This window comes from Streptomyces nitrosporeus (genome assembly GCF_008704555.1).
In the GTDB taxonomy this organism is placed as follows: Bacteria; Actinomycetota; Actinomycetes; order Streptomycetales; family Streptomycetaceae; genus Streptomyces; species Streptomyces nitrosporeus.
On record NZ_CP023702.1, the window covers coordinates 6,553,271 to 6,575,186 of the forward strand.

Genomic DNA, 21,916 nt, shown 5'->3' on the forward strand with positions numbered 1-21,916 from the left:
GCTTGGCCCATGGCGCAGATCAATCCCAGCATCCTGTCCGCCGACTTCGCGCGTCTCGCCGAGGAGGCGAAGGCCGTCGACGGAGCCGACTGGCTCCACGTCGATGTCATGGACAACCACTTCGTCCCCAACCTGACCCTCGGCGTGCCGGTGGTCGAGGCGCTGAGCAAGGCCACGGACACCCCGCTGGACTGCCATCTGATGATCGAGGACGCGGACCGCTGGGCGCCGCAGTACGTCGAAGCCGGCGCGGGCTCCGTCACCTTCCACGTGGAGGCCGCGGCGGCCCCGGTGCGGCTGGCGCGGGAGATCAGGGCGAAGGGGGCGCGCGCCTCGATGGCGCTCAGGCCCGCGACGCCGATCGAGCCGTACGAGGACCTCCTCCCCGAGCTCGACATGCTGCTGATCATGACGGTGGAGCCGGGCTTCGGCGGCCAGGCGTTCCTCGACATCATGCTGCCGAAGATCCGCCGCACCCGTGAGCTGATCTCCAAGCACGGTCTCGAACTGTGGCTCCAGGTCGACGGCGGGGTCTCCGCCACCACGATCGAGCGATGCGCGGAGGCCGGCGCGGACGTCTTCGTGGCCGGCTCGGCCGTCTACGGGGCGGAGGACCCGGCCGAAGCGGTACGCGCGCTGCGCGCCCGGGCGGAGGCGGCCACGGCCGGCGCCCCCTGGGCATGCGGACACTGAACAAAGGGCAGATGAACGCGGCCCCACGGGCCTGATCAAGGATCGCCGGATCTGACAGGATGGCGGCGTATCGAGCGCAAGAGAGTTGAGGGAGATCGCGGTGTCTGGCATCTCGGCGGGTCGGTCAGCCATGCGGATGGGACCCGCGGAGCTGGTCCAGGCGGCGGCCATGGCCCGCCGGTTCTATCTCGAGGGGAAATCGAAGATCCAGATCGCCGAGGAGTTCGGCGTGAGCCGCTTCAAGGTGGCCCGGGTCCTGGAGACGGCCCTCGAACGTGATCTCGTACGGATCGAGATCAGGGTTCCGGCGGAGCTCGACGCGGAGCGCTCCGACGCGCTCCGCGCACGGTACGGCCTGCGGCACGCGGTCGTGGTGGAGTCCCCGGCGGAGGAGCAGGACGACGCCGCCGACCCGGAGAACCTGGGCGAGGTGGCCGCCGACCTGCTCGGCGAGCTGGTGAACGAGGGCGATGTGCTGGGCCTGGCCTGGGGCCGGTCCACCATCCACATGGCGGCGGCCCTCGACCGGCTGCCGCCCTGCACCGTCGTACAGCTGACCGGGGTCTACGACGCCGGGACGGCCGAGCGCGGCTCCGTCGAGGCGGTCCGCCGGGCCGCCCAGGTCTCCGGCGGCGAGGCGCATCCGATCTACGCGCCGATGCTGCTCCCCGACCCGGCCACCGCGGCGGCCCTGCGCCACCAGACGGGGATCGCCCGCGCCTTCGAGCACTTCGACAAGGTGACCGTCGCGGCCGTCTCCATCGGTTCGTGGGAACCGGGCATCTCCACCGTCCACGACATGCTCTCGGACGACGAGCGGGCGCACTACGCCTCGCTCGGGGTGGCGGCGGAGATGTCCGCGCACCTCTTCGACGCCGACGGGCGCAGGGTCGGCCGGGACCTCGGCGAGCGGTGCATCACCGTGGAGGCGGACCGGCTGCGCCGGATCCCCGAGGTCGTCGCCATCGCCGGCGGCCAGCGCAAGGCGGCGGCCATCGGCGCGGTGCTGCGGTCCGGGCTCGTCACCAGCCTCGTCACGGACACGGCGGCCGCCGACTACCTGCTGACGGAGTCGGCCGCCGGTCCCAGGCCGGCCCTGGAGCGCGCCGACCCGGACGACTGAGCCGCGTCCGGCCCGGACGGGGGCCGCGCCCGGCCGGGCCGGAGCCCGGCCGGACAGGGGGCGCCGGACACCCCGTGCGGGTGGAGCCCCCCGGCGCCCTTCCCCCGCCCGCTCAGTCGCCCGTACGCGGAGCCGCCACGGCGCCGTCCGTGGCCACACCGAGGACCGTCTCCTCCAGGTACTCCCCGGGCGCCGCGTACTGGCTGACGGCCGCCGGGTTGTAGCGGGGCGTCTGCCGCGACCAGTCCAGGTTGCCGCGCATCCAGCTCCGCATCCCGTCCAGATAGGGCACGAGCGTCCGGGTCAGCTGCGGGAACACCTCCAGCAGCTCGTCCTCGGCGGTGAGGAACCGCTCGGTCTCCGTGGCTATCGCCGCGCAGACGTGTTCGAGGGCCTGCCGCTCGCCGTAACCCCGGTGGTGGCGCACCAGGTGGACGAGGTTGTGGATTTCGCCGAGCATCTGCTCCTTCTCGTAGGAGTAGACGTCGTTGGCCCAGCACACCACGTTGCACGAGGCCTCCAGCGCGGTGACGAACCGGGGATCGCCATGGACCGCCTCCGGGGCCTGTATGCCCGCGACGATCTCGATGAGGTCCATGCACACATGGATCGCCCCGGTGTGGCGGCGCTTGGAGATGTACGCGGCCTCGCTCGGTACCGCACCGGTCGCGCGGTTCCCGGCCTCCCAGGTGGTGGTCATCGTCAGATAGGTCATGAGGTGCCCCGTGAAGCGGGTGCGCCAGTGGGGCGCCGCGCGCGGGACCGTGCGTTCCCACAGGTCGGCGAGGGCGACGAGGGCCGCGGGCGCCTCCTCCCCGGGCGGGACGCGGGGTGCGGTGCCTTCGACCACCGCCCGCATCCGCGCGACCACGTCCCGCACGCGCTCGGGGTTCCGGCCCAGGTGCCCGTCGTCCAGCTGGTCGTCGACGAGGAACAGCCACACGAACCAGTCGGCGACCAGATCCAGGTGCTCGGGGCTCGCGGTGGGGTGGACCATGCCGACGAAGGACCCGAAGTCGGCCTGTTCGAAACGGGCCCGTGCGGACTCCCGGTGCACCAGGCCGGTGCGCCGGGTCCACTCGTCGAGATGCGCGCGGGTGTGCGCGACGTGCGGATTGCTCCGCTGCGGGAACGGGCAGTAGATGTCCGGCAGTTCGCTCTCCACAGGTGTGTCCGGGTCCTCTCCGGTCGAAGGCGTGCGGGGGCACCCCGGGCACCGGTGGGCGGACGCCGGACGCCCCGGGGACCTGCGCTTTTGAAGCTACCTGACCCTCTGTCACCCGGTCCAGAGAAGACGATCACACCGATCGGCCGGGAGTTCGAGCAAGGTCCCCCGGCAAGCCCCCCCCGGACGGTTACCGGGTACCGGGGCTGCCCCGGGCGGGTACCGGGCAGGGCGACGGCCGGTCTCCGGGAGGGCGGGCTTTTGCCCCGCGCCGGCCCCGGGTCGGCGCAACGACCGGCACCGGGACGGACCGCCCCTTGTGGGAAGCTACGAACACGGGGTGCGTCTGCTGTGCCTTCGGAGGCGTGACCTGCGCCGATTCCCGTGTAACGATGGGCATCATGCGTTTTCTCGAGCCCGGAACCGGCCGCTACACGGCTACCCCTTCGGTCCCTTACGACCTCACGTACGACGATGTCTTCATGGTCCCCGGCCGTTCCTCGGTCGGTTCCCGGCAGGCGGTGGACCTGTCCTCGCCGGACGGCACCGGCACCACCATCCCGCTCGTGGTCGCGAACATGACCGCCATCGCCGGCCGCCGGATGGCCGAGACCGTGGCCCGCCGGGGCGGGCTGGTCGTCATTCCGCAGGACATCCCGCTCGATGTGGTCACCGAGGTCATCGGCTGGGTCAAGAAGCGCCACCTCGTGCTGGACACCCCGATCGTGCTGGCGCCCGGCCAGACCGTCGCGGACGCCCTGTCCCTGCTGCACAAGCGGGCCCACGGAGCGGGTGTCGTCGTCGACGCGGAACACCGGCCGGTCGGTGTGGTCACCGACCACGACCTGGCCGGGGTGGACCGCTTCACGCAGCTGTCCGAGGTCATGTCCAAGGACCTGGTGGTACTCGACGCCGGGATCGACCCGCGTGACGCCTTCAACCGGCTGGACGGCGCCAACCGCAAGCTGGCCCCCGCGGTGGACGCGGACGGCAGGCTGGTCGGCATCCTCACCCGCAAGGCCGCGCTGCGGGCCACGCTCTACACCCCCGCCACGGACGCCGACGGCAAGCTGCGTGTCGCCGCCGCCGTCGGCATCAACGGCGACGTGGCGGGCAAGGCGGAGCAGCTGCTCGCCGCGGGCGTGGACACCCTGGTCGTGGACACCGCCCACGGCCACCAGGAATCCATGATCAGCGCGGTCGCCGCGGTGCGGAAGCTGGACCCGGGGGTGCCGGTCGTCGCGGGCAACGTCGTCGCCGCCGAGGGGGTGCGCGATCTGATCGAGGCCGGTGCCGACATCATCAAGGTCGGCGTGGGCCCCGGTGCCATGTGCACCACCCGCATGATGACCGGTGTGGGACGCCCGCAGTTCTCCGCCGTACTGGAGTGCGCCGCGGAGGCCCGCAAGCACGGCAAGCACGTCTGGGCCGACGGCGGGGTCCGCCACCCGCGTGACGTCGCCATGGCACTGGCCGCCGGCGCCTCCAACGTGATGATCGGTTCCTGGTTCGCCGGTACCTACGAGTCCCCGGGCGACCTCCAGCAGGCGGCCGACGGCCGCTTCTACAAGGAGTCCTTCGGCATGGCCTCGGCGCGGGCGGTCAGGAACCGCACGTCGGAGGAGTCCGCCTACGACCGGGCCCGCAAGGGGCTGTTCGAGGAGGGCATCTCCACCTCGCGGATGTTCCTCGACCCCGCCCGCCCCGGGGTGGAGGACCTGATCGACTCGATCATCGCCGGGGTCCGCTCCTCCTGCACCTACGCGGGCGCCGCGTCGCTGGAGGAGTTCGCCGAGAAGGCCGTCGTGGGCGTCCAGAGCGCCGCGGGCTACGCCGAGGGCAAGCCGCTGCACGCCAGCTGGAGCTGACCATCCGCCCGCCGTGCACAGGTGCCCTTCCCGGAATAGTCCGGGAGGGGCACCCGCGCGTGTGCGGGGCCCCGCTCCGGGGCGCCCGCCGGGGAGGGGGTCCCCGCGGATCCGTACCGGGGCCAGGGCCTTTCCACAGGGCCGGTCGGCACCTTCAACTCTGCTGTTTTATAAGTAATATGAATGCCGATCAGCTGCCCGTCCCCCTCTGCGGTAAGGGAATCCATGTCTGCCTTCTTCACCGATCTGGCCCTTCAGTACATCGACGGTGAGTGGAGGCCGGGAAAGGGCGCCTGGGACATCATCGACTTCAACCCGTACGACGGGGAGAAGCTGGCGTCGATCACCGTCGCCACGGCCGACGAGGTCGACCAGGCGTACCGGGCAGCCGAGCGTGCCCAGGAGGGGTGGGGCCGGACCAACCCCTACATCCGCCGGGCCGTGATGGAGAAGGCGCTGCGGGTCGTCGAGGAGCGCGAGGCCGAGATCGCCGAGGCGATCGTCGCGGAGCTCGGCGGCACCCATGTCAAGGCCGGGTTCGAGCTGCACCTCGCCAAGGAGTTCCTGCGCGAATCGGTCCAGCTCGCCCTGCGCACCACCGGGCAGATCCTCCCGTCGCCGACCGAGGGCAAGGAGAACCGGGTCTACCGCGAGCCGGTCGGGGTCGTCGGCGTCATCAGCCCCTTCAACTTCCCCTTCCTGCTGTCGCTGAAGTCGGTGGCGCCCGCCCTCGCCCTCGGTAACGCCGTCGTCCTCAAGCCGCACCAGAACACCCCCGTCTGCGGCGGGACCCTGGTCGCCAAGGTGTTCGAGGAAGCCGGTCTCCCGGCGGGACTGCTGAACGTCGTGGTCACCGACATCGCCGAGATAGGCGACGCCCTGCTGGAGCACCCCGTCCCGCGGCTGATCTCCTTCACCGGATCCGACAAGGTCGGGCGGCACGTGGCGACCGTCTGCGCGTCCCACCTCAAGCAGACCGTGCTCGAACTCGGCGGCAACAGCGCGCTGATCGTCCTCGACGACGCCGACATCGACTACGCCGTCGATGCCGCGGTCTTCAGCCGGTACGTGCACCAGGGCCAGGTCTGCATGGCGGCCAACCGCATCCTCGTGGACCGGGCCGTCGCGGACGAGTTCACCGAGAAGTTCGTCGCCAAGGTCGCCTCCCTGCGGATCGGCGACCCCGCCGACCCGGCGACCCACATCGGCCCGCTGATCAACTCCTCGCAGGCCGAGGCGGTCTCCAAGCTGGTCGACCGGACGGTCGGGGAAGGCGCCACGGCGCTGCTGCACGGCACCGCCGACGGCAACCTGGTGAGCCCTTCCGTGCTCACGGACATAGCCGCCGGCTCGCCCGTGCTGCAGGAGGAGATCTTCGGCCCCGTCGCCCTGCTCATCCCCTTCGACGGCGAGGACGAGGCCGTCCGGATCGCCAACGACACCCCCTACGGACTGAGCGGCGCCGTACACACCGCCGACGTCGAGCGCGGGGTGCGGGTGGGGCGGCGCATCCGCACCGGCATGATCCACATCAACGACGGAACGGTCCACGACGAGCCCATCGTGCCGTTCGGCGGGGAGAAGAACTCGGGCCTGGGACGGCTCAACGGGGACGCGACCGTCGATGCCTTCACCACCCGGAAGTGGATCTCGGTGCAGCACGGCCGTTCACGGTTCCCCTTCTGAGCCGGCGGCTCCGGCGCCCGGGTCCCGCGCGGGAGCGCGGGTGAGCCCATGGTGTACTTCGGGGGGCGGCCCGGGCCGCCCCCCGATTCCGCCCGCAGAGAAGTGAACCGCCCGACGTGCGCCTGAACGACCTCGACGAACGCATCGTCCACGCCCTCGCCGAAGACGCCCGGCGCTCCTACGCCGACATCGGCGCGGTCGTCGGCCTGTCCGCCCCGGCGGTGAAACGCCGGGTGGACCGGCTGCGCGCCGAAGGCGCCATCACCGGCTTCACCGTCCGGGTGGACCCGGGAGCGCTCGGCTGGGAGACCGAGGGGTTCATCGAGATCTACTGCAGCCGCAACACCGCGCCCGAGGCGATCAGGCAGGGCCTGGCCCGCTTCCCCGAGGTCGCCTCCGCCTCCACCGTGACCGGGGAGGCCGACGCGGTCGTCCAGGTGTTCGCCGCCGACATGCGCCACTTCGAGCAGGTACTGGAACGGATCGCGGGCGAGCCCTACATCGAACGCACCAAGTCCGTCCTGGTGCTCTCGCCCCTGCTGCGCCGGTACTCCCAGGGTCCGCCCGCCTGAAGGCGCCGCGCGGGCCGAGCCCCGCCCCGCGCGGGAGGCCATGGTGCCCGCCCGGCCCCGGCACGCAGCCCCGTCCGGCCGGCCGGGTCGTGGCCGGGAGCGGCGGAGGGCGACCCCCCGTACGCGATCGCAGCCCCGGGCCCGGGGCGGGGCCCGCCCCGGGCGGTCCGGATCGCCTTTCGGCCCACTCCTGACCTGCGGTGACGTCCGGCGCAACGAATCGCCGCCGCTGCGGCCCTCCACGCAACGGATCGACGGTGGACGCGCAACATCCGCGTCTTGTCGGCCCCGATCGCGGCCCCGTACCTTCGATACGTCTCCCCGCCCCGCCCGCACCGTCCGAGGTCAGCCATGCCGCTGTTGCGTACCGCCCTGCTCCAGAGCTCCGGACGCCCCGGCCTCGTGGGCCACAACCTCGCGCTGCTCGACGAGGCGGCCGGACGGGCCGCCGCCGCGGGAGCCCGTCTGCTGGTCAGCCCCGAACTCTTCCTCACCGGCTACGCCGTGGACGACGCCCTGCCCGGCCTCGCCGAACCCGCCGACGGGCCCGGGGCCGAGGCCGTCTCCGCCATCTGCGTACGCCACGGCATCGCCGTCGCCTACGGCTACCCGGAGCGGTCCGGCGGACGGCTCTTCAACGCCGTCCAGCTCCTCGGCCCGGACGGCACGGCGCTCGCCGGCTACCGCAAGACCCACCTCTACGGGTCCTTCGAGCAGCGCTGGTTCACCCCCGGCGACCGGACCGTGGTGCAGGCCGCGCTGGACGGCGTCCGGATCGGGCTGCTGATCTGCTACGACGTCGAGTTCCCGGAGAACGTCCGGGCCCACGCACTGGCCGGCACCGACCTGCTGCTGGTGCCGACCGCGCTGATGCGGCCCTTCGGGTTCGTCGCCGAATCCGTCGTACCGGTCCGCGCCTTCGAGAACCAGCTGTACGTGGCCTACGTCAACAGGGCCGGCCCGGAAGGGACGTTCGACTTCACCGGGCTGAGCTGCCTGGCCGGCCCCGACGGCACCGCACGGGCACGCGCCGGGCAGGGCGAGGAGCTCCTCCTCGCCGACGCCGATCCCGCCCGCCTGGCGGCCTCGCGCGAGGCCAACACCTACCTCCGGGACCGGCGGCCCGCCCTGTACGGCTCCCTGCTCTGAGACCCCCGCCCCGCCCGCTCGCCCCCGCACGTCCGCCAAGGAGTCCGTACCCCATGACGTCCACGGTGCCCACCGCCGTCCAGCACACCGACGCCCAGCCGCCGATCACCATGTTCGGACCGGACTTCCCCTACGCCTACGACGACTTCCTGGCGCACCCCGCGGGCCTCGGCCAGATCCCGGCCACCGAGCACGGGAGCGAGGTCGCCGTCATCGGCGGCGGGCTCTCCGGGATCATCACCGCCTACGAGCTGATGAAGATGGGCCTCAGGCCGGTCCTCTACGAGGCCGACCGGATCGGCGGCCGGCTGCGGACGGTCGGTTTCGAGGGCTGCGACCCGTCGCTGACCGCGGAGATGGGCGCCATGCGCTTCCCGCCCTCCTCGACCGCGCTCCAGCACTACATCGACCTGGTGGGGCTGGAGACCCGGCCCTTCCCCAACCCGCTCTCCCCGGCCACCCCGTCCACCGTCGTGGACCTCAAGGGCGAGTCCCACTACGCACGGACCGTCGACGACCTCCCCCAGGTGTACCGGGACGTGGCCGCGGCGTGGAACGCCTGCCTGGAGGAGGGCGCCCGCTTCTCGGACATGAACCGGGCCCTGCGGGAACGCGACGTGCCCCGGATCCGCGCGATCTGGTCGGAGCTGGTCGAGAAGCTGGACAACCAGACCTTCTACGGCTTCCTCTGCGCCTCACCGGCCTTCAGCTCCTTCCGGCACCGGGAGATCTTCGGCCAGGTCGGCTTCGGCACCGGCGGCTGGGACACCGACTTCCCCAACTCCATCCTGGAGATCCTGCGGGTCGTCTACACCGAGGCGGACGACCACCACCGCGGCATCGTGGGCGGCAGCCAGCAACTGCCCCTGCGGCTCTGGGAACACGAACCGGCCAAGGCCGTGCACTGGCCCCCGGGGACCTCCCTGGCCTCCCTGCACGACGACCGCCCCAGGCCCGCCGTGACCCGGCTCGGCCGCACCGCCGGGAACCGGATCACCGTGACCGACGCGGACGGCGACATCCGCACCTACCGGGCCGCCGTCTTCACCGGGCAGTCCTGGCTGCTGCTGTCCAGGATCGCCTGCGACGACGCGCTGTTCCCCATCGACCACTGGACGGCGGTGGAGCGCACCCACTACATGGAGTCGTCCAAGCTGTTCGTGCCGGTCGACCGCCCCTTCTGGCTGGACGAGGACCCGGCGACCGGGCGGGACACGATGTCCATGACCCTCACCGACCGGATGACCCGGGGCACCTACCTCCTGGACGACGGCCCCGGCCGGCCGGCCGTCATCTGCCTCTCGTACACCTGGTGCGACGACAGCCTGAAGTGGCTGCCGCTCTCCCCGAACGAGCGCATGGAGGTCATGCTCAAGTCACTGGGCGAGATCTACCCGGGCGTCGACATCCGCGGACACGTCATCGGCAACCCGGTCACGGTCTCCTGGGAGAACGAGCCCTGGTTCATGGGCGCCTTCAAGGCCAACCTGCCCGGCCACTACCGCTACCAGCGCCGGCTGTTCACCCACTTCATGCAGGACGGGCTGCCCGCCGACCGCAGAGGGCTCTTCCTGGCCGGTGACGACATCTCGTGGACCGCCGGCTGGGCGGAAGGCGCCGTCCAGACCGCGCTCAACGCCGTCTGGGGCGTGATGCACCAGTTCGGCGGCGCCACGGACCCCTCGAACCCGGGCCCCGGCGACGTCTTCGACGCGATAGCGCCGGTGGAACTGCCCGAGGACTGACAGGAGCCGCGGGAACCGGGGCGGGCGGAGGACGGCGGAAACGTATCAGCGGCACGGGGTGAGCAGGAAGCGCCCCACCAGGCCGACCCCCGCGTCCATCCGCGCCCGGAACTCCTCCGCCAGCGACGGGACCGCGCGCAGCCGCCACAGCACCCGCGCCGCCGACCACGCGGCCTCCCGGGCCCGCTCCAGGCTCCACGTACCCGCCAGATGGGTCAGCGGATCCGCCAGCTCCAGCAGGTCCGGCCCCGGCATCAGATCCTCGCGGATCTGCTCCTCCAGCAGCACCAGGAGATCACCCACCCGCTCGAACTCGTCCTCCAGGTCCCGCGGACCGCAGTCGAGCGTGCGGCAGGTGTCCACCACCGCCAGGGCCAGATCGTGCCCGATGTGCGCGTTGATCCCGGCGAGCGCGAACTGGAGCGGCCGTACGCCGGGATGGCGCCGGTAGGCGAACAGCGGGCGCCAGCAGTCCGGCGGCCGGCCGCCCCCCGACTCCGCGTCCACCGCCGACAGATAGCGCTCGGCGAAGCGCACGTCCAGCGCGGACAGGGCCTCCGGATCCGGGAACGAGCCGTCCGCGAGCCTGCCGCCGACGGCCTCGGTGACCGAGAGGTACACCTGGTTGAACACCGCGACCCCGTCACCGGGGGGCCACCCCGAACCGAGCGCGCGCATCCGCTCGGTCACCCCGCCGACACCGGCCACCGGGCCGGCCGGAACTGCCACCTGCTCGAACCGGTCCATGCGGGCAGGCTTCCAGCCGCGGGCCCGCCGCGGTGCCGACGGGCCGGGACATTCATCGGAACGGGCGAACACCGGGCACCGGGGGAGGGAACGGGCGGCGCCCGGTGTACGGGCACGGACCGCCCCCGGCCGGGGGACCGGGGGCGGGGCGGGACGGGCCCGGTCAGCCGGCGCCGGGCCCCCGGCCGGGGCCGCCCTCCGCGTCGTACCGCGAGGTGCCCTCGTCCAGGAGGGGCTCCTGGGTCTTGAGGTGGGCCGGGGCGAAGGCCCGCAGGACGTGGTAGCCGGTGATCACGACCAGGGTGCCGAGCGCGATCCCGCCCAGCTCGAAGTTGTCGCTGATCTTCAGGCTCACACCGCCGACCCCGATGATGATGCCCGCCGCGGCGGGCACCAGGTTCAGCGGGTTGCGCAGGTCCACCCCGGCGTTCAGCCAGATCTGGGCACCCAGCAGGCCGATCATGCCGTAGAGGATCACGGTGATACCGCCCAGGACCCCGCCCGGGATCGCCGCCACGACCGCGCCGAACTTCGGGCACAGCCCGAAGAGCAGCGCGAAGCAGGCCGCCGCCCAGTACGCGGCGGTGGAGTAGACCCGGGTCGCCGCCATGACGCCGATGTTCTCGGAGTACGTCGTGTTGGGCGGTCCGCCCACGGCGGTGGACAGCACCGAGGCGGCGCCGTCGGCCGCGATGGCGGTGCCCAGCTTGTCGTCGAGCGAGTCACCGGTCATCTCGCCGACGGCCTTCACATGCCCGGCGTTCTCGGCGATCAGGGCGATCACCACGGGCAGGGCGACCAGGATCGCCGACCACTCGAAGGCCGGGGCGTGGAAGGAGGGCAGCCCGATCCAGTCGGCGTCCGCCACCCCGGACAGGTCCAGACGCCAGTGGTCCACGGCCTCGGCACCGCCCGCCGGGGAGTGGATCTTCCCGAACACCAGGTCCAGCACCCAGGACAGGACGTATCCGAAGACCAGCCCCAGGAAGATCGCGATGCGCGAGAAGAAGCCGCGCAGACAGACCACGGCCAGACCGGTGAACAGCATCACCAGCAGGGCGGTCCACTGGTCCTGCGGCCAGTACGTCGAGGCGGTGACCGGTGCCAGGTTGAAGCCGATCAGCATGACCACCGCACCGGTCACCACCGGCGGCATCGCCGCGTGGATGATCCGCGCCCCGAAACGCCGCACCGTCAGACCCACCAGGAACAGCACCGCGCCGACCACCAGCACGGCACCGGTGACGGTGGCGCTGGTGCCGCCGCTCGCCCGGATCGTGGCCGCGACCCCGACGAAGGAGAGCGAGCACCCCAGGTAGCTCGGCACCCGGCCGCGCGTCGCCAGCAGGAAGACGGCGGTGGCGACACCGGACATCATGATGGCGAGGTTCGGGTCCAGCCCCATCAGGACCGGCGCCACGAAGGACGCGCCGAACATCGCCACCACGTGCTGGGCGCCCAGGCCGAACGTACGCGGCCAGGACAGCCGCTCGTCGGGCCGCACCACCGCTCCGGGCGCCGGGGTCTTCCCGTCGCCGTGCAAGGTCCAGCGCACGCCGAGGCCGCCCATGGTCACTCCCTGTGTGGTGGGTGCGGCGCGTCCCTGACGAGCCCGTCAGGAAGGCCGCCGCCGAAAAGATCAGCGCAATGGTAGTGCCGTACGGCGCTGACCTCGTGCGCGGGTCCCGGCCGGGCGGGTCCGGTCAGCTCCCGGCCGGGACCCCGAGCGCCCCGGCACGCGGGGCGTCACCCTCCGCGGCCTTCCGGTCGCCGCCGCGCATCACCCCGGCCCCCAGCACCAGCCCGAACGCCAGGGCCGTCACCAGACCGAAGGACACCAGCAGCGAGGTCGCCTCGGCCAGGGCGCCGATCGCCGAGGGGGCGATCAGCCCCGAGGTGTACGTGATGGTGGCGACACCCGCGATGGCCCGGCTCGGGTTGTCCCCGCTGCGCCCCGCCGCGGCGAACGCCAGCGGGACGGCGACCGCGACACCCAGGCCGATCAGCCCGAAGCCGCTGAGCGCCAGCGCCGTGTTCGGGGCCGTCACCACCAGCAGGCCGCCGGCGGTGGCCAGCACACCGCCGGCCCGGACCGTCCGGACGGCGCCGAAGCGGTCCACCACCCTGTCGCCGGCGAGCCGGGCGACGGCCATCATCAGGGCGAACGCCGTCGTCGAGGCCGCCGCGATGCCGGCCGAGCTGCCGAGGGTGTCCCGCAGATAGATCGCCGACCAGTCGAGACTGGCGCCCTCCGCGAACACCGCGCAGAACCCCACCGCGCCGATCACCAGCGCGGACTTCGGCGGCAGGGTGAAGCGCGGGGGCGGCTCCTGGTCCGGCTCGCTGTGCAGGTCGAGCACGCCCCGGCAGGCGATCAGACCGAGGACGGTGAGGGCCAGCGCGGCGACGGTGTGGTGCAGCCGGGCGTCGGCCCCGGTGTGCGCGGCCACCGTGCCGGCCGTCGAACCGATCAGGGCGCCGACGCTCCACATCCCGTGCAGTCCGGACATGATCGACTTGTCGAGGCGGTTCTCCACCTCCACGCCGAGCGCGTTCATCGCCACGTCGGACATCCCGGCCGACGCCCCGTAGACGAACAGGGCCGCGCAGAGCGTGAGCAGGTTCGGGGCGAGGGCCGGCAGGACCAGCGAGAGCGTCCAGAGGGCCAGCAGCCCGCGCAGGGCCGTCCGCGCGCCGAAGCGGTGGCTGACACGGCTCGCCAGGGGCATGGCGAGCGAGGCGCCGATCGCCGGGAAGGCGAGGGCGAGGCCGAGCTGGCCCGCGCTGACCGAGGCGTGGTCCTGGATCCAGGGGACCCGGGTGGCGAAGCTGCCGGTCACCGCGCCGTGGACGGTGAAGACCGCCATGATCGCGTACCTGGCCCGTCTGACCTGGGCGGTACCGAAGTCCGGGGCCGTGGGAACCGATGTCATACGCCGTGCCCTTCCCTGAGCAGTGCCCGTGCGCCGGTCTCTCCGGCTTCCCGCGCCGGGCCTGTCCCGGCGTTCGTGTGCGGTGCGGGCAGTAAACTATCAGGAACCCTGCCTGATAAATAGCCCGCGGCAGAGCGGCGGGCAGTGATCTGGAAGGATCCCGGCATGCCCGCATCCCCGAGCACCGCCCGGGCCATCAACGACCGGCTCGCCCTGCGACTGCTCCAGCAGGACGGCCCGCTGACGGCCACTCAGCTGAAGAACCTGACCGGTCTCTCCCGCCCCACCGTCGCCGACCTGGTGGAACGGCTCCAGGAGGCCGGGCTGGTCCATGTGGTGGGGGAGAGCGGCTCCCAGCGGCGCGGCCCGAACGCCCGGCTGTACGGGATCGTCGCCGACCGGGCGTATCTGGCCGCTCTCGACGTACGCACCGACGGTGTGGCGGTGGCCGTCGCCGACCTGCTCGGGGTCACGCGCGCGGAGGCGTCCCTGCCCGTCGAGGAGGGGACGAAGACGCGGCCCGCCGTCGAGCGGGCCGTGGCGATGGTCGAGCGCGCCGCGCGCGGCGCGGGCGCGGCCTCGCTGCACAGTGTCGCCGTCGGGGCCCCCGGCCTGATCGACCCGGTCTCCGGCGAGCTCCGGGACACGGCGGGCCTCCCGGCCTGGCACCGCGAACTGGTCAAAGAGCTCCAGCGGCGGCTGCCGGCGACGGTCGTCGTGGAGAACGAGACCAATCTGGCGGCCGTGGCCGAACACCGTGCCGGTGCCGCCCTCGGCCGGGACACCTTCGCCCTGTTCTGGCTCGGCCACGGTGTCGGTGCCGCCGTCATGCTGGACGGGGTGCTGAGGCGCGGCGCCTCCGGCGGTGCGGGCGAGATCGGCTTCCTGCCGGTGCCCGGCACCTCGGGAATCCCCTCGGCGCTGCACTGCGACGGCGGGTTCCACTCACTGGTCGGCTCGGTCGCGGTCCGTGAACTCGCGGCCGGACACGGCATCGCCACGGGCGGGGCAGCCGGACAGGGGGGGACGGGCGGGGGAGCGGAGCGCGAACAGGATCCCGCGGCCGCCTTCGCGGTGCGGGCCGCGCTGGCCGACGGGAGCGGCCGGGGCGAGGCGTTCCTCTCGGCGCTGGCCGACCGGGTGGCGCTGGGCGCGGCCTCCGTGGTGGCCGTGCTCGACCCGGGCTGCGTGGTGCTCGCCGGGGAGGTCGGCCGCGCGGGCGGCGAGGTGCTCGCCGCCCTGGTGGAGGAGCGGCTGGCCCGGCTCTCCCCGCTGCCCACGGAGGTCAGGGCGGGGACCCTCGGGGGCGGGGCGGTCCTGCGGGGGGCCGTCCTGGCCGCCCGCGACGCGGCCCAGGACGCGCTGTTCGCCCCGGCCCTCTGAGGACGCCGGACCGGAGCCGGCCCGCGTGGTGCCGAGCGGGCCGGCCCGGGGAAGCGCGGCCGGCCCCGGCCGGGGACGGGCGGGCCCGGCCGGAGGGGGAAGGGACTCCGGCCGGGCGGAGGAGGGCCGGGCGGCGGCGGGACGGCGCGGGCCGCCGCCGCCCGGTGCGGGGGGAGGGAGGGGCTCAGCAGGCCCCGAGGTCCTGCCAGACCCCCCATTCACCGGTGGTGCCGGGCGTCTCGCCCTTCGTCCACCAGCGGGACTTCCAGGTGCGGGAGCCGTGGCTCACGGTCGTACCCGAGCCGTACTCCGCCGTGGCGCTCCAGGCCGCGGCCTGGCACTTGCCGCCGCCCGGGTCCGGGGTGGGGGTGGGCGAGGTGCCGCCGCCGGTGCCCGGCTGGACCACGGTCGTCCCGCGGGCCAGGTCGCCGGCCAGGGCGTAGGTGGAGCCGCCGAAGGCGACCGTCCAGTTGGACGGGGTCGAGGTGGGCAGGTAGTAGACGAAGTCCAGCTGCACCGAGGCGCCCGGGGCGAGCGTCTGCCAGGCGGGCAGCTTCAGCGAGACGCGGTGGTAGTCGCCCTTCAGTCCGCCGACGTTGTTCCCCGCGGTGTGGTCGCTGCGGATGACCGTCGTGCCGAAGCCCGACTGGTCCTTGGCGTTGGCCGGGGCGGAGGTGGCGTAGTCGAACTGGAACTCCGTACCGCCCGGCAGGGTCGCCGTGGTGTTGTTGGTGATCTTCAGCTTCGGGCTGATCGGGTAGTTCGAGTCGCCCAGTGCGAACTGCTCGAAGGAGACACCGATGTCCAGGGCCTCGGACGGCAGGTCGACCGTGGACCGCTTCGCGCCGTACGGGGTGGCCGACCTGAACTTCTCGTACATCGTCGAGGTCAGCGTGGAGCCGGGCTCGTACTGCCCCTTCGCGGCGTTCCAGCCGTAGTCGCCGGCCAGTTCCCAGATCATCGTGCCGCCGATGCCCCGGTCGACGACGTAGTCCGCCTTGGCGGCCACCGACTGCTCGTCCTCGGTGGACAGGAAGACCTTCTTCTCGGCGTTCCACAGCCAGGGAGCGACCAGCGTCGAGTCGTAGTTGCGCACGTACGTCCCGGTCAGCGAGGTGTCCGCCGGGAAGCCGTACCGCGTGACGTAGTCGCCGACGACCCCCTTCTCCAGGTTCTTGGCGTGCCACATGGGGTTGGAGCCCGCCGGGGACTCCTTGCCGTTCGTGTCGAGGTCGTGCCAGAGGTTGTCGATGCCGACGGCGCCGTCACCGCACTTGGTCAGACCCGCGCCCGCCGGGCAGTCGGTCGTGGCGGCCCTGCCCCACAGGCCGTTGGTGCCGCCCTGCACGTTCTTGAAGCCGCGGGTGTAGTAGGGCAGCCCGATGTTGATCCGGCCGGCCGGCATCGAACCGCGGAAGTAGTGGTAGGCCCAGTCCGTGTTGAGGTAGCCGGTGCCGCCGTACTGCGAGGTGGAGTACACGCCCGCCTGGGCCAGTTCGGCGTCCTTGCCGTCGTCGAAGAGCGAGGCGTTCGGGCCGACGTACTCGTTCCAGGCGCCGTGCAGGTCGTACGACATGATGTTCACGTAGTCCAGGTACTTCTGGACCTGGAAGGTCTCCATGCCGCGCAGCAGATAGCCGGAGGACGGCGCCGCGACGGTCAGCATGTAGTGCGTGCCGGAGGCGGCCGACGCGCGGTCCAGCTTCTCGCGGAGCGTCTTCATCAGGGCGGCGTAGCCCTTGACGAGACCGGCGCGGCGCGCGTTGGCCAGGGTGTGGTCGAGCGGGTTGCCCGCGTCCTTCATCGTCGTCGGGTACTCGTAGTCGATGTCGACGCCGTCGAAGCCGTACTTCTGGAGGAACGCGACGGTGGAGTCGGCGAAGGTGTCGATGCCCTTCTGGTTGACCGAGCCGTCGGCGTTGGTGGCCATCGAGTAGAAGCCGCCGGAGTCCACCCGGTCGCCGTTCCCGTCGAAGTAGCCTCCGGTCTCGGCCCAGCCGCCCACCGAGATGAGCGTCTTGACCGCCGGGTGCTGCTTCTTGAACTTGGTGAGCTGGTTGAAGTGGCCCTTGTAGGGGAGGGCCGGGTCCATCTCGGCACCCGCCACGCCGGGCCAGGTCATCCCGGTGGAGGCGTTCTCCGGGCCGTCGGCGCCCACGGAGATCTTGTTGTCACCGTCGATGTGCGCGAAGGCGTAATTCAGATGGGTGACCTTGTCCCAGGGGATGTCGGAGGCGAGGTAGGCGGGCTTGCCGTCCTTGCCGGTCCGCCAGCTGGTGAAGTAACCGATGACGCGCCGCTGGTGGTCGGCGCCCATCTTCTCGCGGCCCTCGGAGTCGTAGACGGAGCAGTAGGGCACGTCCACACCGGGGGTCTGGTAGAGCCCGTCGGGCCGGCAGGACTCCTGGCCGGCCGCGGCCGACGGGGTCGCGGTGAGCGAGCCCAGCAGCAGGCCGGCGGCGGCTGCGCCGGCTGCGAGCAGGGTGGCTCTCGCACGGGTGGGGGACAGCATGTGTTGTTCCTCCTGGGAGGTCGGCAGAACACAACTGGCAAGGGGAATGCGTTGCATGGGCCGGATGTGCGCACACCCGGCAGACGTACCTCGGAGGTGACACGGAGATTAAGAGGACTAGACCAGTCAGTCAATAGGTCTGGACCATTCCGGAGCCGGCGGGCCCGCGGAACCCCGCCCCGCCCGCGGAACCCCGCCCTCGCCCGCGGATCCCCGCCCCTGCCTGCGGGTCTTCGCCCTCGTCCGCGGGTCCCGTCCCGGCCCGCGGACCCCCGCCCCGGACGGCGGCCCCGGCCCCGGGCCGGCGGCCCCTCCCCGGAGGCCCTGTGAGCGAATCCACTGGAAACACCTGATCGGCTCAAGGCGGACCGTGGCACAATGAGTGCTGTACCAGCAGCAGCGCACTCCGGGGTCGGTGCAATTCCGAACCGGCGGTTATAGTCCGCGACCCGTCCGCATCCAGCGGCCGGTTGACCAGGTGGGATTCCTGGACCGACGGTTAAAGTCCGGATGGGAGGCAGTGCGCGGCGGGCCGTCATCAGGTACGCCGCCGTAGGCGGACGGGTTTCCGGGTTCTCCCGGCGCAGCCGTGTCCGTTCCCTCGGTCCGGCGTTCCCTGTGCGCGTACCGCTTCCTCTGCCGTCCTCGGCAGCCCCGGAGTCCGTGCCCGAAGAGGCAGGAGGACCCGGTGGCCGAAACAGCCGACATCACCGCCATGCGACGCGCCGTCGCGCTCGCGGCCCGCGGTCTCGGCGCCACCAGCCCCAACCCGGTCGTCGGCTGCGTCGTCCTCGACGCCGCCGGACAGCTCGCCGGAGAGGGCTTCCACCAGCGCGCCGGAGGCCCGCACGCCGAGATCCACGCCCTGCGCGAGGCCGGGGACCGGGCCCGCGGCGGCACCGCCTACGTCACGCTGGAGCCCTGCAACCACACCGGCCGCACCGGCCCCTGCGCCCAGGCGCTGATCGAGGCCGGCGTCCGCCGCGTCGTCTACGCCGTCGCCGATCCGGACCCCCGGGCCACCGGGGGCGCCGGCACCCTGCGGGCTGCCGGGACCGAGGTCGAGTCCGGCCTCCTCGCCGACGAGGCCGAGGCGGGCAACACCGCCTGGCTCACCTCGGTCCGCCTCGGCCGCCCCCACGTCACCTGGAAGTACGCGGCGAGCCTCGACGGCCGGGTCGCCGCCGCCGACGGCACCAGCCGCTGGATCACCTCCGCCGAAGCCCGCGCCGACGTCCACCGGCTGCGCGCCGGGGCCGACGCCGTCGTGGTCGGCTCCGGGACGGCCCGCGCCGACGACCCCCAGCTCGGCGTACGCGGCATCGACGGCGCCGTCCAGCCGCTCAGGGTCGTCGTCGACACCGGGGCCCGTGCGGTACGCCCCGGAGCACGCGTCCTGGACGGCACCGCGCCCACCCTGATCGCCGTCGCACAGGACGCGGACGCCGCCCACCTCCCCGCCGGCGCCGTCCTGCGGCTGCCGCGCGCCGCCACGGGCCCCGGACTGGACGTACCCGCCCTGCTCGACGCCCTGCACACCCGCGGCGTCCGCTCCGTACTCCTCGAAGGCGGCCCCGTACTGGCCGGCTCCTTCGTCACCGCGGGAACGGTCGACACCGTCGTCGGCTACCTCGCCCCGGTCCTCCTCGGCGCGGGCCCCGCGGCCCTCGCGGAGGCCGGAATCCCCACCCTCTCGCAGGCGTTGCGCCTCGCAGTGACCGAGACCGTGCGCATCGGCCCCGATCTGCGCGTCACCGCCGTCCCCGTCCCTGCTCGGAAGGGAAACTGAGTGTTCACCGGAATTGTCGAAGAACTGGGTGAGGTCACCGCCGTCGAGAAGCTCGGCGACGCGTCCCGCTTCCGGCTGCGCGGCCCCGTCGTCACCGAGGGCGCCCGGCACGGCGACTCCATCGCCGTCAACGGCGTCTGCCTCACCGTCGTGGACCTCGGCGGGCACGAGTTCACCGCCGACGTCATGGCGGAGACCCTGAACCGCTCCAGCCTCGGCGCCCTCACCACCGGCTCCAGGGTCAACCTGGAGCGCCCCATGGCGCTCGGCGGGCGGCTCGGCGGCCACATCGTCCAGGGGCACGTCGACGGCACCGGCCGCGTCCTGGAGCGCACCCCCTCGGAGCACTGGGAGATCGTGAAGGTCTCCCTGCCCGAGGCGCTCTCCCGCTACGTCGTGGAGAAGGGCTCCATCACCGTCGACGGCGTCAGCCTGACCGTGGTCGACGCCGGAGCGGACTTCTTCACCATCAGCCTCATCCCCACCACCCTCGCGCTGACCACCCTCGGCTTCAAGCAGCCCGGCGACCCGGTCAACCTGGAGGTGGACGTCCTCGCGAAGTACGTCGAGCGGATGCTCGGACCGAACGCCGCGGCACAGCACCGGGAGCCGTCCGCATGAGCGCGCTGGACTGGCTGAACTCGGAGGCGTTCACCGCCTTCGGGCAGCACATCATCTGGTCGGACATGCTCGGCAACACCATCGGCCTGATCGCCCTGGCCCTCGGCTGGCTCCGCTCCGTGTGGACCTGGCCCGCCCAGCTGCTGTCCGGCGCGGTGCTGGTCGCCGCCAACGTCTCCGTGCAGCAGGCCGGCAGCGTCGGCAAGCAGGTGATCGTCATCGCGGTCGCCGTGTGGGGCTGGCAGCAGTGGACCCGCGGCCGGCGGCAGGCCCAGGACGGCACCCTCGCCGTCCGCTTCGCCACCTGGCGTGAGCGCGGCTACCTGGTGGGCGGCGCGGCCGTCGGCACCCTCGCCGTCGGCGGGCTGTTCACGGCCTTCCCGTCGCTGTCCTGGAGCCCCTGGGCCGACGCGTACATCTTCGCCGGCACCCTCGCCGCGATGATCGCCCAGGCCCGCGGCATGGTCGAGTTCTGGTTCGCCTGGCTGCTCGTCGACCTCGTCGGCGTCCCGCTCAACTTCCACAGCGGACTCGCCTTCTCCGGTCTCATCTACGTCGTCTACGGCGCGCTGGTCCTGTGGGGCATGCGCGACTGGTGGCTGCGCACGCGTACGCCCGCTCTGGAAGGAGCCACGGCATGAACGCCCTACCGCACGACCTCTTCCGCGAGGACCTGAGGCTGGACCCCGTCGAACAGGCGGTCCGCGACATCGCCGCCGGCCGGCCGGTCGTGGTCGTCGACGACGAGGACCGGGAGAACGAGGGCGACCTCGTCGTCGCCGCCGAGAAGGCGACCCCCGAGATCATCGCGTTCATGATGAGCGAGTGCCGCGGACTGATCTGCGCGCCCATGGAGAGCGACGAGCTGGAACGCCTCGAACTCCCGCAGATGGTCACCCGCAACACCGAGTCGATGCAGACGGCCTTCACCGTCTCCGTCGACGCCTCCGGCGCCCACGGGGTGACCACCGGGATCTCCGCCGCCGACCGCGCCACCACGCTCCGGCTGCTGGCGAGCGGCAAGGCGGCCCCCGGCGACCTCGTGCGGCCCGGCCACGTCTTCCCGCTCCGCGCACGGGCCGGCGGCGTCCTGGTCCGCAACGGCCACACCGAGGCCGCGGTCGACCTGGCCCGGCTCGCCGGGCTGCGTCCGGCGGGCGCCATCGTCGAGATCGCCGGCGAGGACGGCGTGATGCTGCGGCTGCCCGAACTCGTCCCCTTCGCCCGCAAGCACGGCCTCACGATCATCTCCATCGAGGACCTGATCGCCTACCGCCGCAGCAGTGAGCCGACCGTCCGCCGCGAGGCCGAGGTCCACCTGCCCACCCCCTTCGGACCGTTCACCGCCTACGGCTACCGCTCCACCGTCGACGGCGTGGAACACGTCGCCCTGGTGCACGGTGACCTCGGCGACGGCCAGGACGTCCTCGTCCGGGTCCACTCCGAGTGCCTGACCGGCGACATCTTCGCCTCCCAGCGCTGCGACTGCGGCCCCCAGCTGCACGCCTCCATGGAACGCGTCACCGCCGAGGGGCGCGGCGTCGTCGTCTACCTGCGCGGCCACGAGGGCCGCGGCATCGGGCTGCTGTCCAAACTCCGCGCCTACGAACTCCAGGAGCGCGGCTCGGACACCCTCGACGCCAACCTCGAACTCGGCCTGCCCGCCGACGCCCGCGACTACGCCGCCGGCGCGCGGATCCTCACCGACCTCGGCGTGCGCACCTTGCGGCTCATGACCAACAACCCGGACAAGACCGCGGCGCTGGTACGCCACGGGCTCGGCGTCACCGGCCGTGTCCCGATGCCCGTCCAGGCGGGCGAGCACAACCTGCGCTACCTGCGCACCAAGCGCGACCGCATGGGCCACGACCTGCCCTGGCTCGACGCCACCGCCGCGTCGGCCTGCGGCAACCAGTAACCACCCCGACCC

The 21,916-nt window shown here is 72.6% G+C and carries 17 protein-coding genes and 1 riboswitch; of the genes, 12 read left to right on the forward strand and 5 right to left on the reverse strand.

What is annotated here, in order from left to right:
• Positions 1–9: 9 nt before the first annotated feature.
• Positions 10–693, forward strand: a complete 684-nt coding sequence (rpe, locus tag CP967_RS29030; RefSeq protein ID WP_150490805.1) for a ribulose-phosphate 3-epimerase — start codon at positions 10–12, stop codon at positions 691–693.
• A gap of 130 nt (positions 694–823) precedes the next feature.
• Complete coding sequence (locus CP967_RS29035) at positions 824–1,816, forward strand: sugar-binding transcriptional regulator (RefSeq protein ID WP_190175388.1); 993 nt, start codon at positions 824–826, stop codon at positions 1,814–1,816.
• A 112-nt stretch (positions 1,817–1,928) separates the two neighbouring features.
• On the opposite strand, the gene CP967_RS29040 is transcribed toward CP967_RS29035, so the two are convergent.
• On the reverse strand, positions 1,929–2,981 hold the full coding sequence (locus CP967_RS29040; protein ID WP_150490807.1) for a terpene synthase family protein: 1,053 nt from the start codon (positions 2,979–2,981) through the stop codon (positions 1,929–1,931).
• Positions 2,982–3,382: 401 nt separating this feature from the next.
• Here CP967_RS29040 and CP967_RS29045 point away from each other — a divergent pair, with 401 nt between their 5' ends.
• The 5 genes from CP967_RS29045 to CP967_RS29065 all read left to right on the forward strand — a co-directional run bounded on the left by CP967_RS29045 (position 3,383) and on the right by CP967_RS29065 (position 10,001).
• Positions 3,383–4,849 (forward strand): GuaB1 family IMP dehydrogenase-related protein, encoded by a 1,467-nt coding sequence (locus CP967_RS29045; RefSeq protein WP_150490808.1) that lies wholly within the window; start codon positions 3,383–3,385, stop codon positions 4,847–4,849.
• Positions 4,850–5,074: 225 nt separating this feature from the next.
• Positions 5,075–6,535: an aldehyde dehydrogenase family protein gene (locus tag CP967_RS29050; RefSeq protein ID WP_150490809.1), complete on the forward strand. Its 1,461-nt coding sequence runs from the start codon at positions 5,075–5,077 to the stop codon at positions 6,533–6,535.
• A 116-nt stretch (positions 6,536–6,651) separates the two neighbouring features.
• The gene (locus tag CP967_RS29055) at positions 6,652–7,107 is read left to right on the forward strand and encodes an Lrp/AsnC family transcriptional regulator (RefSeq protein ID WP_150490810.1); all 456 of its coding nucleotides are present in this window, start codon (positions 6,652–6,654) and stop codon (positions 7,105–7,107) included.
• Between the two features lie 351 nt (positions 7,108–7,458).
• Entirely contained in the window at positions 7,459–8,256 is a 798-nt protein-coding gene (locus tag CP967_RS29060) for a carbon-nitrogen hydrolase family protein (protein WP_150490811.1), read from the forward strand.
• Positions 8,257–8,309: 53 nt separating this feature from the next.
• Positions 8,310–10,001 (forward strand): flavin monoamine oxidase family protein, encoded by a 1,692-nt coding sequence (locus CP967_RS29065; RefSeq protein ID WP_150490812.1) that lies wholly within the window; start codon positions 8,310–8,312, stop codon positions 9,999–10,001.
• Positions 10,002–10,046: 45 nt separating this feature from the next.
• Here CP967_RS29065 and CP967_RS29070 read toward each other — a convergent pair whose 3' ends face one another.
• From CP967_RS29070 to CP967_RS29080, 3 genes are all read right to left on the reverse strand, one after another.
• Entirely contained in the window at positions 10,047–10,748 is a 702-nt protein-coding gene (locus CP967_RS29070; RefSeq protein ID WP_190175389.1) for a DUF5995 family protein, read from the reverse strand.
• A 163-nt stretch (positions 10,749–10,911) separates the two neighbouring features.
• On the reverse strand, positions 10,912–12,318 hold the full coding sequence (locus CP967_RS29075) for a uracil-xanthine permease family protein (protein WP_150490813.1): 1,407 nt from the start codon (positions 12,316–12,318) through the stop codon (positions 10,912–10,914).
• A gap of 133 nt (positions 12,319–12,451) precedes the next feature.
• The gene (locus CP967_RS29080; RefSeq protein WP_150490814.1) at positions 12,452–13,681 is read right to left on the reverse strand and encodes an MFS transporter; all 1,230 of its coding nucleotides are present in this window, start codon (positions 13,679–13,681) and stop codon (positions 12,452–12,454) included.
• 165 nt (positions 13,682–13,846) lie between these two features.
• On the opposite strand from CP967_RS29080, the gene CP967_RS29085 reads away from it, so the two are divergent.
• Entirely contained in the window at positions 13,847–15,064 is a 1,218-nt protein-coding gene (locus CP967_RS29085) for an ROK family transcriptional regulator (protein ID WP_150490815.1), read from the forward strand.
• 184 nt (positions 15,065–15,248) lie between these two features.
• Here CP967_RS29085 and CP967_RS29090 read toward each other — a convergent pair whose 3' ends face one another.
• On the reverse strand, positions 15,249–17,576 hold the full coding sequence (locus CP967_RS29090) for a chitinase C-terminal domain-containing protein (protein WP_150490816.1): 2,328 nt from the start codon (positions 17,574–17,576) through the stop codon (positions 15,249–15,251).
• Between the two features lie 397 nt (positions 17,577–17,973).
• Positions 17,974–18,104: riboswitch (FMN riboswitch) on the forward strand.
• 160 nt (positions 18,105–18,264) lie between these two features.
• Between CP967_RS29090 and ribD the strand changes: the two genes are divergently transcribed.
• Genes ribD through CP967_RS29110 form a run of 4 tightly spaced genes read left to right on the forward strand, consistent with a single transcriptional unit; the run spans position 18,265 to position 21,904 of the window.
• Positions 18,265–19,365 carry a bifunctional diaminohydroxyphosphoribosylaminopyrimidine deaminase/5-amino-6-(5-phosphoribosylamino)uracil reductase RibD gene (gene ribD, locus CP967_RS29095; protein WP_150490817.1) on the forward strand — a complete coding sequence of 367 codons (1,101 nt, stop codon included), beginning with the start codon at positions 18,265–18,267 and terminating at the stop codon, positions 19,363–19,365.
• Complete coding sequence (locus CP967_RS29100) at positions 19,366–19,986, forward strand: riboflavin synthase (RefSeq protein ID WP_150490818.1); 621 nt, start codon at positions 19,366–19,368, stop codon at positions 19,984–19,986.
• The gene (locus CP967_RS29105) at positions 19,983–20,627 is read left to right on the forward strand and encodes a nicotinamide mononucleotide transporter family protein (protein WP_150490819.1); all 645 of its coding nucleotides are present in this window, start codon (positions 19,983–19,985) and stop codon (positions 20,625–20,627) included. Before CP967_RS29100 ends, CP967_RS29105 begins: the two co-directional genes overlap by 4 nt.
• Complete coding sequence (locus tag CP967_RS29110; RefSeq protein ID WP_150490820.1) at positions 20,624–21,904, forward strand: bifunctional 3,4-dihydroxy-2-butanone-4-phosphate synthase/GTP cyclohydrolase II; 1,281 nt, start codon at positions 20,624–20,626, stop codon at positions 21,902–21,904. Before CP967_RS29105 ends, CP967_RS29110 begins: the two co-directional genes overlap by 4 nt.
• Positions 21,905–21,916 lie beyond the last annotated feature (12 nt).